Raw genomic sequence first — 14,699 nt, forward strand, 5'->3', positions numbered from 1 at the left:
ATTACTGCTGGTCATCAGGGGTGGAACTCCTACTCGGGCCCCCTCAGGCTAACCCGACAAAGCGGGATGTCTCACCCAAGGCTGACAGAGAGGGGGTGAGTGCTGGACCGTCCTGAAGGTCGGCATCGCAGTCACCGATTCCTCGAAGACGGGATTGGTGGTGCAGCGTCCAACAGGCGATCGGCTTGCCCTCGACGTCGTGCACTGTGATCCTGGGCCAGCCGTTGCACAGGCATCGGTCGCCGGTACCGCCGTCCACAATGGACAGCACTCGGGCCAGCTCTGCAATCTCAGCACCGGTCACCACGATCCGCGCCACGCCGGTGGAGTCCGCCTCGTCGGGAGATCCTTCGGCGATCACGACGCGCCCGGCACGGTTCAGCACGTCGCGGAGGCGCGCTGTTGTCGGTGCGCCCTCATCCATGCCTGTCGTTCCCTCGTAGATCACGTCCGCGAGGATATCGGCGCCGGTCCGGTGGCAGCCTGCTGCTCGCTGCACGAGCGCCTGGACACCACCACACCGCGGCCGACTCGTCTTCCTCGTCTTCGCCGCCCTCGCCGAGTTCATCCGCGAGCTCATCGTCTCCGGCACCGGCGATGGGCAGGCGATGGCCTCCCTCGCCTCCCCCATCGGCGGCCAGCAGTGGACCCCGGCCAGCGATGTCTTCGCCCGGGTGCGCGCCGCCGGCGGCGACCGGTGACCGACCAGCCCGAACAGCCGGCGCCGCTGCACGTCTTCCTCTCCGATGCCGCCGAACACCTCCCCGCGCTCCCTCTTCCGCCACGGCCGCCGAGTGGTGGATGCGGGCCGAGCACAGAACGACCGGTGCGCGGCACCCTCGGAGGTGCCGCGCCCCGGTCGTTCGGCAGCCCCGCCGCCCTACAGGGCGGCGGCGAGGGCGTCGGCGGTGCGCAGGGTGACGGCGGCCAGCTGGAGGGTGGGGTTGGAGGTGCCACCGGTGGGGAACACGGCGGAGCCGACGACCCAGACGCCCGGGTGGTCGTGGGACTGACCGGACGGGTCGACCACGGAGTCCGCCGCGGCGGTCCCCATCCGCATGGTGCCCATCAGGTGGCCGGAGCCTTTGTACGTCCCGGCCGGGGCGGCGGGGGCGATCTCCGTGGCGCCGACGGTGCCTTCGAGGTACTGCCAGATCCGGTGGGCGACGCTGTGGCCGTAGGTGAGCGCGGCCTTGGAGTAGGCGTCGACCCGGTAGGCGATCTTCGGGCGGGGCAGGCCGAGGACGTCGAGCTTGTCGGAGAGCGTGACCCGGTTGTCCGGGTCGGGCAGCTGCTCCGTGGAGTAGCTGAACCGCAGCATCCGGGTGACCCGGTGGTTGACGGCCTCCTGGAGCTTCGCGCCGGTCAGCAGGATCTTCCGGGCGGCCTTGTCCCACATGAGGGCGTCGAGCGCGGCCTCCGGTGACTGGGTACGGCCCCAGCCGTCGTTGCCGATCGTCATCCGGAAGCCCCCGGTGTCCTTGCGGAACGGGCCGTCCCGGAAGTTCTCGATGCCGAGCGTGCTCTGCGGACCGCGGAACGGGAAGACCGGCTCGGCGAGCAGGCCCACCACCTCGTCGGTGGGGTGGTCCATCAGGTTGCGGCCGACCTGGTCGCTGGTGTTCCGCAGGCCCGAGATCAGCCAGAGCCTGGGGATCTCGACCGCGTTGAGGGCCAGCACCAGCTGCCGGGTGGTGACGCTCTGCTCGGCGAGGTCGGCGGTGGTCCAGTCCTTGAACACGACGGTGGAGGAGCCGTCCTGCTGAGGCACCACCTTGGTCACCACGCACGCGGGTTTGAGGTCGACGCCGAGCGCGACCGCCTTGCCGACGTGGTGCCCGGCGTCGTACTTGGCCCCGGACGGGCAGATCGGCAGGCAGCTGGAGTTGCCCTGGCAGGAGCTGCGCCCCTGGTACTCCCGGGAGTTGCGGGCCTGCGGGGTCGTGATCGGGACCACGTCGACGTTGTCGATCGGCGGCATGCCGGCCAGCGCCTCGCGGACGACCAGGTCCCCGTAGCTCGGGGCGATGGCCGGCATCGGGAAGTCGGCGCTGCGCCGGGTCAGGGACGCCCACTCGGCGTCGTCGCCCGAGACGCCCAACTCCTGTTCGGCCCGGACGAGGTAGGGCTCCAACTCGTCGTAGTCGAAGGGCCAGTCCGCTCCGCGACCGTAGACGGTGTTCAGCCGGAAGTCGTTGGCGAGCCAGCGGGGGGTGTTGCCGCGCCAGGCCCAGGTGCTGCCGCCGGTCATGCGCTGGAAGCCGCTCTTGAACAGGTCGGTGGTTCCGCTCTGGTCGTAGTACTGGTTCATCACGACCGGATTGCCGACACCGTCCTGGGAGGGGGCGAAGCCGTCCTTGTTGTTCAGCAGATCGGCGTACGGCGTCGGGACGCCCTTGCCGGGGGAGAGCTGGTAGGCCTCGACGAACGCGGCGCGCTGCGTCTCGTCGAGGCCGTTGTTCCCGGCGTCCAGGATCAGGACGCGGGCGCCGGGTTTCGCGGCCTTCACGGTGCAGGCGGTGAGGGGCCCGGCGACGCCGGCGCCCACCACGACCAGGTCGAAATCGAAGTCCATGGGGTCGGTTCCTCGCTCGCTCAGGGGTGCTGGGTCCAGTGGCCGTACCCGCTGGGCTGGGGCGGCTGCGGTGCGGCGGAGCCCGGGTGGGCCTCGATCACGGTCCAGATCAGGCCGGAGCGCCACTGCGCGGAGGTGCCGGGGGGATCCGGCGTCTCGTCCGGGTGGGGGAACAGCCCGGTGTACCAGACCGTGATCACGGCGCGCGGTGAGCGCGAGCGCGGCGTCGGCGTCCAGGGCGTCCTGGAGGGCCTTGCCCGGGTCCGGCGCGCCCGTCGCGGTGGTCCAGGCGGTGAGCAGGCGGGGGAGATCGGCGGGGTAGGCGGCGAGGACGCGTTGCTGGAAGGCGTCGGAGAGCCGGGCGTCGAGCGGGGCCGTACCGGTGAGGTGCTCGGAGAGGCCGCGGAAGTCGGCAGTGGGTGGCATGGCGGGCGTCCTCCCGTTCACTTCTCTAGGAAGACGATGTCCTCGATGGCGGGGCGCAGCTTGACGGTGTTGCCGATGACGTCGACGACGTGCTGCAGGCCCTTGGTCGTGAACCTCGGGTCGGAGAAGAAGTACTCGTCGTCCTTGCCGGCCAGGAAGGCGGGGAAGGCGTCGAGGGAGGGGCCGAAGAGCCGCAGGTAGTCGGCCAGGCTGCGGAACAGCTTCGGCAGGATGACCAGTTGGTCGGTGAGGCTGCCCAGGTCCTCGATCACGGCGCCGGTGTGGGTGACGTCGTTGGCCCAGACGCTGTCGGGCGCCTTCGTGGCCCGTGCCTGTCGGGCGGTGGCGGCCATGTCGAGGCGCAGTTCCTCCGGCAGGTTCGAGAAGAATGTCGGGTAGACCAGGCCACGGGACAGCAGTTCGTGGTTGGCGGTCTGGTGCAGCATCGGGACGGTGACCATGACCGACGTTCCGCTCGCGGTGTCCGGGTCCGGCGTGCCCCTGCCGACGAACGCGATGCAGCGGCCGAATTTGTCGGCGCCGCTGGCGAGGATGTACCCGGATACGGTCTCCGGGGTGGCGGAGGTGACCTTCTCGTCCCCTCCCCGCTGGACGTCGGTGAAGCCCAGCCAGGCCAGCAGGACATCCCGGGCGGCGTGGGCGCCCAGGTCGAGCGGCTGGTGGGCGAACTCGGGGCCGACGCCCTGGTAGTGCGTCTCCAGGGCGTCGATCCCGTCCAGCCGCAAGCTGGCGCCGCCGTCCCTCACCTTGACCCCGCCGGGGACCTTGGACCAGAGGGTGGGGTCGTCGGGGAGGAAGCGGATGGTGTCGCCGTCCGGTTCGAAGCCCTTGATCAGGTAGCTGCCCTTGATGAGGATCATCGGCATGATGTCGCCTCTCGTAGTCGAGTTGCGACCCATTGTGAGGTGATTCGTCGGCAAACCATGGAAGTGTCCCGTCGGCGAGTTGGCAGGCGGCCGGCGCCGAAGCGGACCCGCTGCCGGTAGCCCCGCCCTTGCCGTCCACCGACGGGTGGACGGCAGGTTCGACCGGCCGGGCGTGACGGGCGCCGCCCTGGCCGACCCGCCCCCGGTCGACCCGCCCCCGCCGTGGGCGGTCGTTCCGGAGAGCCGGCCGAAGTCGGCGGCCGAGGAAGCGGTGCGGCCCGGCGGGCGAGGGGCTTTCGGGCAGAGTTCGCTGCCCTTTGGGGCACGGCCGTCCTTGCCGGGTGAGCCGGGTGGGATCCTGGGCCGTGAGTGTGCGGTGGCCACCGTGGCGCCCCGGCCACGTCGTCGCCACCCGGGGTCAGGAGCGGCAGTGCGAGCACAGGAACGCGACGACCAGCGGGCCGGACCGCAGGCGGCGCAGCGTACGGCTGCGTCCAAGCGGCCGGCGGCGGAGATTCCGGCAACCGGGCGGAGCCTGCTCGCGCTCCAGGCCTCGGTCGGGAACGCCGCCGTCGTGCAGATGATGCGCCGGGGCGGGGTGCTGCACGCCGGGCACCTCGCACAGGGGGATTCGGCACGGTTCGCGGTGCAGCGCTCCACCGTGTTCGAGGTCCTGCGGACCGGCGGTCGGCCGCTCGACGGTGCGACCCGCACCGAGATGGAGAACCGCTTCGGCGCCGACTTCTCCGACGTCCGGATCCATGACGACAGCGCCGCCAAGGCCTCCGCCGCCGAGGTCGGCGCCAGCGCCTACACCAGCGGCCACCATGTGGTGCTCGGTGACGGTGGCGGCGACAAGCACACCCTGGCCCACGAGTTGACGCACGTCATCCAGCAGCGCCGGGGTCCGGTCGCGGGCACGGACAACGGCGCGGGCCTGCGGGTGTCCGACCCCTCCGACCGCTTCGAACGCGAAGCCGAGGCCAACGCCCGGCGGGTGATGGCGGGGAGCGGGACGGCCGCGGTGGCGCCGGCCTCGGCGGTGCCGGCCCCCGAACGGGGGAGCCGGCCCTCGGAGGCCCTGCCGATCGCCCGTCTGATGAGCGTGGAGGCCTTCAAGCAGCGCAGCTCTGTGAAGAAGAGCATCCGCCCCAGTGCGCTGAAGAAGCTGGACGCGGCGCTGGAGCGGTTCCACGCGATTCCGGAACAGCAGTTCTCCGCCCGCTCGCAGCAACTGGAGACGATCGTCCAACTCTGCCTCAAGGCCCAGGGGGAGCTGAAGGACGGCCCGCGCAAGGACGCGACCTTCGATCTCATGAACGAGGCGGCCACCGAGAAGAACGGGATGGCCCTGGACGTCGCCGTCGAGACCGCCATGCGCCAGGCCCGGCAGGAGCAGCCCATCTACGACTGCCTGGAGCGCTACCAGCGGCGCGACGACGAGTCCGGCGGGTTCGTCCACCTCATGGAGGCGAACGACCTGCTCGCGAGGCACGCGGCGACGCCGGACGGCAAGGACCTCGGAGTTCTCAGCGCCCTGGTCCAGGACCTCATGAGCCGGGCGGTCCACGCGCTGACCCCGGAGCAGAAGGCCTACCTCGTCCGCCGGGACCTGGCGCGCATCGAGGCGCTGCGCGACACGCTGACGGACGGCACCCTGAAGCGGATCCTGACCGAGGTGCTGACCGGCACGGACCAGGTCAACTTCGAGGCCGGTGGCGCGGGTGCCAAGCTCGGCGGGCCGGCGGGGCAGGCCTACACGGTCAAGCACGGGCTCACCCAGCCGGACGGGACCGTCGAGCGCACGGGGTCGCTGGTCCACGAGCTCACGCACGTCGCCACGCACCGGACGTACGGGAACTCGGCGGTCATGCTGATGCTCCCGCTGAGCATGAGCGAGGCGGAGGCCATCGCCCTGGCCAAGCACCGGACGGCCCGGATCGGCGAACTCGAAGCACTGCTCGCCCGGGAGAGCGCCACCATCGCGGCATCGCACACCGCGCTGATCAAGAACAAGCTGAACTACGCCAAGGGCGACAAGCTCTCGACGTACGTCGCCAACTTCAGGGCCAAACTGACGGCCGACGGCGACTACGAGCGGCTCTCGCAGCTGGCGAGCCGGATCCCGGAGGGCAGCAGCACGCTCGTCGAGTACGACACGGTACTCAACCAGCTGCTGGTGATGATGCACGAGTGGGGCACGGGGCCGGAGTCGGCGTTCCGCAAGCGGGTGGAGGCGCTGGCCCAGGAGCGGTACGCGCACCGGCAGGCCGGTTCCACCGAGCCCGCCCCGGCCGCGACCGCCTGACCTGTGCCGGCCGGTGCCTCCCCCACCACCGGGCCGACATCGCGGGGTCGACGGCGAAGGTCATGGCAGTACGTACAGAGTTGACACGGGCCCACCTCCAGAGAGTTCTGGTTCCACACGGCCTGGAAGGTGACGTCCAAGCGTCATACCGTCCGGTAGCCCGCCGATTTCCGCAACGGCTTGACGTCACGCTGCGAGGCGGGCCCGACAGGCAGCGCGCCGCCGGTAGGCCCGGGGTCGGCACTTCCCGAACGGAACCGCATGTCGATCCGATGGATCGCCCCGGCGAAGGTGATGACGTCGCACTCCGGGCCCGGAGGTAGGCGGTCCAGTCGGTCGCGGCCCGGGAGCGCCATCGCGTGAGGGTGATGAGGTCGAGGCCGAGCATGGGGGGCGAGGACGGCCGGGGGCATGTCCTGCGCGAGTTGCACGAGAGCGGTGGGGCGTCGCACGAGTGCGCCGCCGGGGTCGGTGAGAAGCGCGGACAGCAGCGGACCGTTCGGTGCGGTGGTCAGGCGTCGGCCGGGTCGCGTTGGGTGTCCTGCTTTTCGCCGCTCGCCGGGGCTGCTGCGGGGGAGGGGAAGGTGAGCTCCGCCATGCGGGCGGAGATGTCCTTCCGCCCCTTCAACGCGGCCTGTACGTCGCGCTTGGGAATCCCGGCGGTCTCCGCGAGTTCCTCGATGTCGCCGTCGAAGAGCGGTACGGCCTTCTCCAGTTCCCTCGCGAGCTCTCCCTGGGCCAGCTCGACCCGCTCCTTGGCGCGGTCGATCGCGGTGAGGGCGGAGGTCTGGCGGGTCTGTCGCTGCCGGAGGTCTTCGCGTTCCTGCTCCTGGCGCCGCTTCAGGGCCGCGCGCCGGTCGATCATCTGCTCGTTCCTGTGTGAGGTCATGGCGCGATCCTGGCGTCCCACCGTGCCCGAGTACAGCACCTTCGGGTGAGCCGCCCCGCGTTGTCGCCCGGCAGAAGGAATACGCGTTCCGGAGTTGCCCGATCACGAGCAGATCGGAAGGCGACGGAGAGTCGACCAGGAGGGGAGAGAGGCGATCGAGGAAGAGCAGCGGACACGGACGAGATGCCGAAGCGAGAGCGAACGGGCAACTAGCCTGATCAAGAACAGCACACCTCTTGCTATCCGCCGTCGCTCCCGAAGGAGTGCGCCAGGTGCCCTGCTCCGTCGGCCGCCGGACCGGCCGGTACGTCGTCGGCGCTCCGACGCGTCACGACGGGCCCGGGGCCGGCCGGTGATCACCCTTCACCCGATCAGTGCGGGCAGCGGCATCGACTACCTGCTCTCCACCGTCGCCGGCGACGACGTGAGGACCGGTGCGCGGTCGCTGGCGGCCCACTGGGAGGGAGGCGGGGACACCCCCGGCGTGTGGCTCGGGGCGCAGGCGGCCGAGCTCGGCATCGCCGGCCGGCGGGTCACCCAGGAGGCCGCCGACGCCCTGTTCAAGGACGCCCTGAGCCCGGTCGACGGCAGCCCGCTCGGCCGGCGCTGGAGCCGTTACCCGAGCGCCGAGGAGCTGTACGAGAGGTACGCCGCGGCCGAGCCGCAGGCCACCGGGGAGCGGCTGCTCCAGTTGCGGGCGAAGGCCGAGAAGGAGGGCAACCGGACCGCACGGTGCGGGTGGGAGATGGTGTTCTCCCCGGTGAAGAGCTTCAGCGTGCTGTGGGGGTGCGCCGACGACGAGGAGCGGGCCCGGCTGGAGGCCGTCGAGGGGCGCGCCTTCCGGCGGGTCTTCGAACGGGTCGAGCGCGAGGCCTGCATCACCCGGACCGGCCCGACGCCCGCCTCCCAGGTGCAGGTCCGCGCCAGGGGTTTCATCGCCTGCGTGTTCGTCCACCGCAGCAGCCGGGCGGGCGATCCGGCCTATCACCGGCACCTCGCGATCAGCAGCAAGGTGCGGTCGGCGGACGGCCGCTGGCTGGCCCTGGACGCGCGCCAGCTGCACCGGATCGCGGTCTCCCTCTCGGAGGCCTACACCGCCGAGCTGGAACGCGAGATGCACGCCGAGTTCGGCATCCGCGCGGGGGTGCGCCAGGACAGCATCCGGCCCGCGAAGCAGCCGGTGCGCGAGTTCCTCGGAGTGCCCCTGGGCGCGGTGCGCGGGTTCTCCCAGCGCCGCGAGGCCACCGAGCGGGCCCTCACCGGGATGATCGCGCAGTTCACGGTCCGGGAGGGCCGTGCGCCCGAGCGCGCCGAGCAGTACAAGCTGGCCCAGGCCGCCACCCTCGAGTCCCGTCCGGCGAAGACCGCGACCACCGTCGACGGCGAGCGCCGGCAGTGGCGCCGCCGCGCCAAGGCGTACGGCATCAGACGCCCTGACAAGCTGCTGCGGGCCGCCGCCCGTACCTGCGCCGCCCACCCCGTCCCGGGCCCCGACCCGATGGTCGTTCCGAAGGCGATCGACGCGGTGCTCGCCGAGCTGGAGAGCCATCGCGCGACCTGGACGCGCGCCAACGTCGAGGCCGAGGCGTGCCGCCGGCTCACCGCGGTCGGCGCCCACCTGCGCGAGGACTACCACCGGCTCCTCGTCCGCGTCGTCGACGGCGTCCTCAGCCCCGTCCGGTGCGAGCTGCTGACCCCGCCCGACGCGGTCCCCCTGCCCGCCCGGTACGCCCGCTGCGACGACCGTCCGTCGCTGTTCGCCGAGATCGGCTCCCGGGTGTGGACCTCCCACGGCATCCGGGCCGCCGAGCGGAGCCTCGTCGAGGCGTCCACGACCCCCGTGCCGGTGCACCGCCTGACGGCCGAGCAGGTCGACCGGGTGCTCGCGGCCGGCGAGAGCGGGCGGGGCTTCGCGCCCTCCGACGAGCAGCGCGAGGCGGTGCGCCGGGTCTTCGGAGCGGACACCCGGGCCACGTGGGTGGTCGGCCCCGCCGGCACCGGCAAGACCACGATCATGCGCCTGGTACGGGAGGTCGCGGATGCCCATCGGATCCCCGTCATCGGGCTGGCCGGAGGCCAGGTCCAGGCCGACCTGCTCGCCGCCGAGGCGGGCATCCGGGCGGAGAACATCGCCAGGTGGCGGACCATGTCCGAGCGTTACGGGCGGGGCCTGCGCCACTGGACGCTGCAGCCCGGCACGATCGTCATCGTCGACGAGTCCGGCCAGGCCTCCACCCCCGATCTCGCCGCGCTGCTCGGCCAGGTCCGGCAGGCCGGCGGGCGGCTGCTGCCGATCGGCGACCCGCGCCAGCTCGGCTCGCCCGGAGCGGGCGGCGCGCTCGCCGACATCGAGGAGACCGTCCCCGACGCCGTCGTCCGCCTCACCGAGGTCCGCCGTTTCCGCGACCCGGGCGGCACGGTCCGCCAGTGGGAGGTCGACGCGGCCCGCCGGCTGTCCATCGGCGACGCCGGCGCCGCCTTCGACGCGTACGACCTGCGCGGGCGCATCCACTGCGGCCCGGCCGCCCCGGTCATGCGCCGGCTCTTCGAGGACTGGCGGCGGGACGTCGAGGACGGCCTGACCTCCGTCATGATCGCCGCCACCGGCGTTGCCGTCGCCGAGTTGTCCCGCCTCGCCCGCGAGGACCGCATCGCCCGCGGCCTGGTGGACGACCGGCGCACGGCCGACCTCGGCGCCCGCGGGCGCGCCGGCGCCGGCGACATCGTGGTCACCCGGGTGAACGACCGCCGCCTCGCCACCGCCGACCGGCGCCAGTGGGTGCGCAACGGCGACACCTGGACCGTCGAGGCCGTCGGCGCCGACGGCTCCCTGACCGTGCGCCACCAGCGGACCCGCCGCACCGTCACCCTGCCCCCGGCCTACGTCGCCGACGCCGTCGACCTCGGCTACGCGATCACCTCCGCGCGCTGCCAGGGCGTCACCGTCGACGTCGGCCGCGCCCTGCTCGACACCGGCTGGAACCGCAACGGCGTCTACCCGGCCCTCACCCGCGGCCGCTACGGCAACCACGCCTACCTGATCACCCAGGAGCCCCCCGACGGGGACAGTGGCGAACCCGGCCACCCGCGCACCGCCCGCGAGATCTGGCACGCCGTCGTCGAGCGCGACGGCACCCGGCTCTCCGCGAGCGCCACCGCCCGCCGCCAGGAGGAGCAGGCCCAGTCCCTCGCTACCTCCACCAGCCGCCTCGTCCACGTCCTCGACGAACTCAACGCCGAGGCCGCGCAGCGGGCGATCGCCGCGCTGCTCGGCGGCCGCGCCGCCTCCCGCCTGGCCGCCGCCGAGGCCTGGCCCGCCCTGCGCGCCCGCTGCGCGCGCCTGGCCGACGACGGCCACGACACCGACCGGCTCCTGCGCGCCGCCTGGGCGGACGAGCGGGGCAACGAGACCGACCACCGCACCGGCCGTCCGCTGCGCGACCTGGCCGCCATCGTGGTCGCCCGCCTCGACGCCCTGGTCGAACACCGCGGTGAGCGCTTCCGCCGGCCCGAGGGCGCGCCCCGCCCCGCGACCGCCCCGACCTACTGGGCCCCGCCCTGCGCCCGGCCCGGCGCCGCGCTGCTGGAGGCGATGGGCCTGGTGCTGCCCCACGCCGACCCCGGTGACCGGCGCGTCACCCTCGCCCACGACCTCGCCGCGCACGCCACCGTCCGGGCGGAACGCCTCGCCGCCCGCGCCCGCGCGAACGCCCACACCGGCACCGGCTGGGCGGCCGCCTACGGGCCCGAACCCGCCGACGCCGACCGGGCCCGACCGTGGGCCGACCGGATCGCGGCCGCCGCTGGCTGGCGCGACCTGGCCGGCTTGCGCGCCCCCCGGGCCACCGGTGACGCCCCCGCCGCCGCGCGCACCGAGCAGCGCGGCCTGTGGCGCGCCGCCCAGCTCCTGCCCGACGAGCAGCAGCACGCCGCCGAACTCGCCGCCACCGGCCCCACCTGGCTCGACGTGCTCGGCCCCGCACCCGCCCCGGCCCACCCCCACCGCGCGCTCTGGGACAGGGCGGCGGCGCTCGTCGCCGCCTACCGCGACCTGTGGGACCACGGACACGAGACGCGGGCGCTCGGGGACCGTCCCGCCGAGCCGATCCAGGCCGCTGACCACGACCTCGCCCAGCAGGCGATCACCGCCTGGCGCAACCGTCCGGCCCCGACCGTCGTCGACGAGGAGCAACGACGGCAGGCCGTCCTACGCGGACGGGCCGCCCGCGTCGAAGCGGCCGGGGCCGCCGACGCGCTGGCCGCCGTCCACGCGGCCCGGCGCCTGGCCGCCCGCGCCCGGCAACGGGCCGACGACGACCAGGTCCGCGCCGACGCCGCCCGCCGGACGGCCGCCACCGACGACCAGCGCGCCCGCGCGGCCGCCCTGCAGACCCGGGCGGACGCGCACACCGCCCTGGCCGGCCGGGCCGACGACGCGCTCGCCGCCGCCGAACGGCGACTGGCCCGCACCGCCCCCAACGGCCTGCGGGCCAGGGCCGACGCCGCCCGCGGCCGGGCCGCCGAACGGCTTCGCGCGCGGCCGCCCGCCGAGCGTTCCGACCGGCGGCGCCCTGTCCGGGCCGGCGTGCCCGCCTGGCGGGAACGCCCGTTCGGCGGCTGGTCGGACACCGAACTCGACGCGGCTCTGCGCAGCGCCCTCGACCACGCCGCGCGCCTGGACCGGGCCGTGGCCGACGCCGAGGACCGTGCCGCCCGCGCCGAGGCACGGATGCTCGCCGGCGGCCGCATCGACCAGCAGGTCCGGGCGCTCGTCGACCGCGTCACCGGCCACGGCCGACTGCTCGCGGCCGACGCCGCACTCGCCGACCTGGCCCGCCGCCGGGCCCGCCTGGCCGCCGAACTCGCCGCCGCCGACCCGTCCGGCCGTCCCGCGCTCCGGGACGGCGAGCGCGAAGACCTCGTCGAGCTGCAGCGCACCCGTCAGGCGGAGTTCGAGGCCCTGCTCCAGGCCGAGCACCACCACCGGACCGTCCGCGCCCAGGCACTCGCCGACATCGGCGACCTCACCGACGTCGACGCCGCACTCGAACTGTGGGCACGGATCGGCGGCCGCGCCGAGGCCTACCGCGACCACCTGCGCCGGATCGCGGACCAGGACGCCCGGCACCACCACCGCACCGCCCGCGAGTACCGCGACCGGGCCGGCCGCCTTCGCCTGCGGGTCGACGCCCTGCGCGACGAACAGCGGGCGCGTACGGCGATGCCGGTCGACGAGCGCGGACGCGAGGCGGCCGAACGCCTGCCCGCCGTCCGGCGGCGCCGGGCCGAGAAGCGGGAGACCGTCGTGCGCCGGCAGGCCGGGCCGGGTGGTCCGCAGACGGTGCACCGATGCCGCGAACACCTGCCCCACGACGGTGTCCCGTCCTCCTACCGGCGGTAGCGGTGCTTCCGGCCGGGGGAGGTGACCGGCCGGGACCTGCAGGTCCGCGTCCGCACCGAGCAGCAGACACCCGATTGGAAGGCCCGCTACGCGGTCCGCTCCGGTATCGAGGGCATCATCGACGAGTTCGCCCACGGACACGGCATGCGCCGCTGGCGCTACCGAGGCTGGCCGAAAGCCCACCCGCAGCACGTACGCACAGCCATCGCCGTGAACATCGGACGGCCCAGCGGCCGGCCAGGCGGTGGCGAAGCCCCGTCACCGGGACCGCCGACCGCCTTCCGGACCCTCCTGGACGAGAACGGCGTACCCCGGCCGAAGTCCTGTCGAACCCCTTGGTACTTGAGCACGATCAACCAAGATCTCCGACAGGGTCGAGCCAGGAGGGCTCACGCGTTCGGGACGGCTCACGCGTTCCACAGCTCGGCGAGCAGCGCCTGCACGAGGGGGTTCGGGCTCGTGGGATGCGCGCAGAAGTAGTTCTTGAACCGCACCGCGATGTTCTTCGCCTCCGTGCGGATCGCCGGGGGGTCGTAACGCGCGTACTTGTAGACCCACATGACGTGGAGCGTCGCGCGAGCGAAGCCGCTGCCGGGTTCGAAGGTCGTGTCCATGCCGGGCGGCTCATGAGTATCGTCATCGACCACAGCACCATCTGCTCATGCACGGCGGGGCAGCGAATCGGTCTCGTCCTCGCGTGATCGCCAACGAAAGAGCAAACGAAAGAGCAACCGATGCAACCGATTGTCCTATTCGACCTGGACGGCCTTCTGATCGACTCCGAGCCGATCTGGGACGCGGCAAAGCGTGAAGTGTTCGGTCCGCTTGGCCTGCACCTCACAACGGAGATGCAGGCGGCGACGCGCGGGCTGCGGCAAAGGGACATGGTGGCCTACTGGTTCGATCGGGCCACCATTCAAGCCGACCCCGACGACGTCGAGCAGCAGATCGTGGCCGCCGTGTGCCGTGGGCTGGAGGCAGTGGCGCTGAAACCCGGCGCCGAACACGCCGTCGCGGCGTGCGCGCGTGCATCGAGGGCGATGGCCGTCGTGTCGTCTTCGCCGGAGTCGGTGATTCGGCATGCGCTCGCGAGCACCGGCCTTGACCGATCTTTCGATGCCGTGTTTTCGGCCGAAGACGACGAACACGGCAAACCCCACCCGGGCGCCTATCTCCGCGCAGCCGCCGCCCTCGGCGCGTCACCCGACGAATGCATTGTGATCGAGGACTCGCTCAACGGCGTCCTCGCCGGCGTGTCAGCCCGGATGACGGTCGTCGCAGTTCCCGAGGCCGCTGATCGCTGCGATCCTCGCTTTGCGATTGCCACGCTGGTACTGGAGTCCCTCAAGGATCTCGATACCTCTGTATTCGGCGCGTATGTGTCCGGGGGGAGCCGGGACGCCACGTGGGTATCGCGTGCTGCGGATCCTCAACCGTTCCGCGAACCAGATCGTGCTGTATGACGCCCTCGATCGTGGGTTCGGGCCTTCACGGGTGAAGGCCCGGACCCACCCCGGGACGGTTCACGCTCGCCGCCGGGCCAGCCGGCGGCTCATGAGTATCGGGATCGCTTCGGTTACTGCCGGTACCAGTCGTCTCCGCCGACGCGCAGCGAACGCCCGAGGTAGTCACGCAGGTTGTTGGCCACCCACCTACGGCTGTCGCTCTCGTGTTCCCAGACGAACACGTTCGGGCGCTGCGGCTTCTGCACGAAGGCGAACTGATCACCGCCCCCGTTGTCGCCGAAGAACATGAGGGCGTCGAAGGGCATGTAGAGCTGGGCGAAGGTCTCATCGGACCAGAAGCGGAGGTTCTGCTCGACGATCTGATCGATGGTCCAGACCGTGTCCACGTGAGCGTGGCCGAGCACCCCGTTGCTCTCCAGCAGCAGTTGTTCGAGGTCCGTTGGCAGAGCTCGCCCGAGCCGCCTCTCGGCCTCGACGATGTCGGACGCCATGACCGGCTCCCGAAGCCCTGCATCAGGAAAGACTTCCTGCACCGACTGTCTCCACATGGCCGCGAGCTTAGCCAACGGCGACGTCATACCTGGTGAACAACCACAGCGCCCAAGATCACCAACTGCTGCCCATTCCGCTGACGAATCGCTGCTTCTTCAGGGGTTCTGGCTCAACTTCCGTGAAATGGCAACGCAGAGTGACGAATTGGCTTGGCCTGGGCTCCAGGTACAGTCGGAGCGCCCGTGAGATCGTGCT

At 72.5% G+C, this 14,699-nt stretch carries 11 protein-coding genes; 4 read left to right on the forward strand and 7 right to left on the reverse strand.

The window, feature by feature from the left end:
• Positions 1 to 43 precede the first annotated feature (43 nt).
• The 4 genes from ACFWJ4_RS38140 to ACFWJ4_RS38155 all read right to left on the reverse strand — a co-directional run bounded on the left by ACFWJ4_RS38140 (position 44) and on the right by ACFWJ4_RS38155 (position 3,888).
• Positions 44 to 760 (reverse strand): hypothetical protein, encoded by a 717-nt coding sequence (locus ACFWJ4_RS38140; protein WP_380553090.1) that lies wholly within the window; start codon positions 758 to 760, stop codon positions 44 to 46.
• 120 nt (positions 761 to 880) lie between these two features.
• Complete coding sequence (locus ACFWJ4_RS38145; RefSeq protein ID WP_380553093.1) at positions 881 to 2,575, reverse strand: GMC oxidoreductase; 1,695 nt, start codon at positions 2,573 to 2,575, stop codon at positions 881 to 883.
• 20 nt (positions 2,576 to 2,595) lie between these two features.
• Positions 2,596 to 2,775: a hypothetical protein gene (locus ACFWJ4_RS38150; protein WP_380553096.1), complete on the reverse strand. Its 180-nt coding sequence runs from the start codon at positions 2,773 to 2,775 to the stop codon at positions 2,596 to 2,598.
• A 243-nt stretch (positions 2,776 to 3,018) separates the two neighbouring features.
• On the reverse strand, positions 3,019 to 3,888 hold the full coding sequence (locus ACFWJ4_RS38155) for a nuclease (RefSeq protein ID WP_380553099.1): 870 nt from the start codon (positions 3,886 to 3,888) through the stop codon (positions 3,019 to 3,021).
• Between the two features lie 430 nt (positions 3,889 to 4,318).
• On the opposite strand from ACFWJ4_RS38155, the gene ACFWJ4_RS38160 reads away from it, so the two are divergent.
• On the forward strand, positions 4,319 to 6,196 hold the full coding sequence (locus ACFWJ4_RS38160; protein WP_380553102.1) for a DUF4157 domain-containing protein: 1,878 nt from the start codon (positions 4,319 to 4,321) through the stop codon (positions 6,194 to 6,196).
• Positions 6,197 to 6,707: 511 nt separating this feature from the next.
• Here the strand turns inward: ACFWJ4_RS38160 and ACFWJ4_RS38165 are convergent.
• Positions 6,708 to 7,085, reverse strand: a complete 378-nt coding sequence (locus ACFWJ4_RS38165; protein ID WP_380553105.1) for a hypothetical protein — start codon at positions 7,083 to 7,085, stop codon at positions 6,708 to 6,710.
• A gap of 352 nt (positions 7,086 to 7,437) precedes the next feature.
• Between ACFWJ4_RS38165 and mobF the strand changes: the two genes are divergently transcribed.
• Positions 7,438 to 12,486, forward strand: coding sequence for a MobF family relaxase (gene mobF, locus ACFWJ4_RS38170; protein WP_380553108.1), 5,049 nt, complete (start codon positions 7,438 to 7,440; stop codon positions 12,484 to 12,486).
• A gap of 21 nt (positions 12,487 to 12,507) precedes the next feature.
• Positions 12,508 to 12,966, forward strand: coding sequence for a transposase (locus ACFWJ4_RS38175; protein ID WP_380553111.1), 459 nt, complete (start codon positions 12,508 to 12,510; stop codon positions 12,964 to 12,966).
• Here ACFWJ4_RS38175 and ACFWJ4_RS38180 read toward each other — a convergent pair.
• A complete protein-coding gene (locus ACFWJ4_RS38180; RefSeq protein WP_380553119.1) occupies positions 12,894 to 13,100 on the reverse strand; it encodes a hypothetical protein in 207 nt (68 codons plus the stop codon). The two genes, ACFWJ4_RS38175 and ACFWJ4_RS38180, sit on opposite strands and share 73 nt — an antisense overlap.
• 120 nt (positions 13,101 to 13,220) lie before the next feature.
• Between ACFWJ4_RS38180 and ACFWJ4_RS38185 the strand changes: the two genes are divergently transcribed.
• On the forward strand, positions 13,221 to 13,949 hold the full coding sequence (locus ACFWJ4_RS38185; RefSeq protein WP_380553113.1) for an HAD family hydrolase: 729 nt from the start codon (positions 13,221 to 13,223) through the stop codon (positions 13,947 to 13,949).
• 113 nt (positions 13,950 to 14,062) lie between these two features.
• Here the strand turns inward: ACFWJ4_RS38185 and ACFWJ4_RS38190 are convergent, their stop codons facing one another.
• Complete coding sequence (locus ACFWJ4_RS38190; protein ID WP_380553116.1) at positions 14,063 to 14,443, reverse strand: SMI1/KNR4 family protein; 381 nt, start codon at positions 14,441 to 14,443, stop codon at positions 14,063 to 14,065.
• Positions 14,444 to 14,699: the final 256 nt, after the last annotated feature.

Origin of the sequence: Kitasatospora sp. NPDC127067 (assembly GCF_042724755.1) — a bacterium.
In the GTDB taxonomy this organism is placed as follows: domain Bacteria; phylum Actinomycetota; class Actinomycetes; order Streptomycetales; family Streptomycetaceae; genus Kitasatospora; species Kitasatospora lactacystinica.

Bases quoted from the DNA above. Each gene is read 5' to 3' on its own strand.
- ACFWJ4_RS38180 (WP_380553119.1), bottom strand. From the start codon at position 13,100: ATGGACACGACCTTCGAACCCGGCAGCGGCTTCGCTCGCGCGACGCTC.
- ACFWJ4_RS38165 (WP_380553105.1), bottom strand. From the start codon at position 7,085: ATGACCTCACACAGGAACGAGCAGATGATCGACCGGCGCGCGGCCCTG.
- ACFWJ4_RS38190 (WP_380553116.1), bottom strand. From the start codon at position 14,443: ATGGCGTCCGACATCGTCGAGGCCGAGAGGCGGCTCGGGCGAGCTCTG.
- ACFWJ4_RS38185 (WP_380553113.1), top strand. From the start codon at position 13,221: ATGCAACCGATTGTCCTATTCGACCTGGACGGCCTTCTGATCGACTCC.
- ACFWJ4_RS38155 (WP_380553099.1), bottom strand. From the start codon at position 3,888: ATGCCGATGATCCTCATCAAGGGCAGCTACCTGATCAAGGGCTTCGAA.
- ACFWJ4_RS38145 (WP_380553093.1), bottom strand. From the start codon at position 2,575: ATGGACTTCGATTTCGACCTGGTCGTGGTGGGCGCCGGCGTCGCCGGG.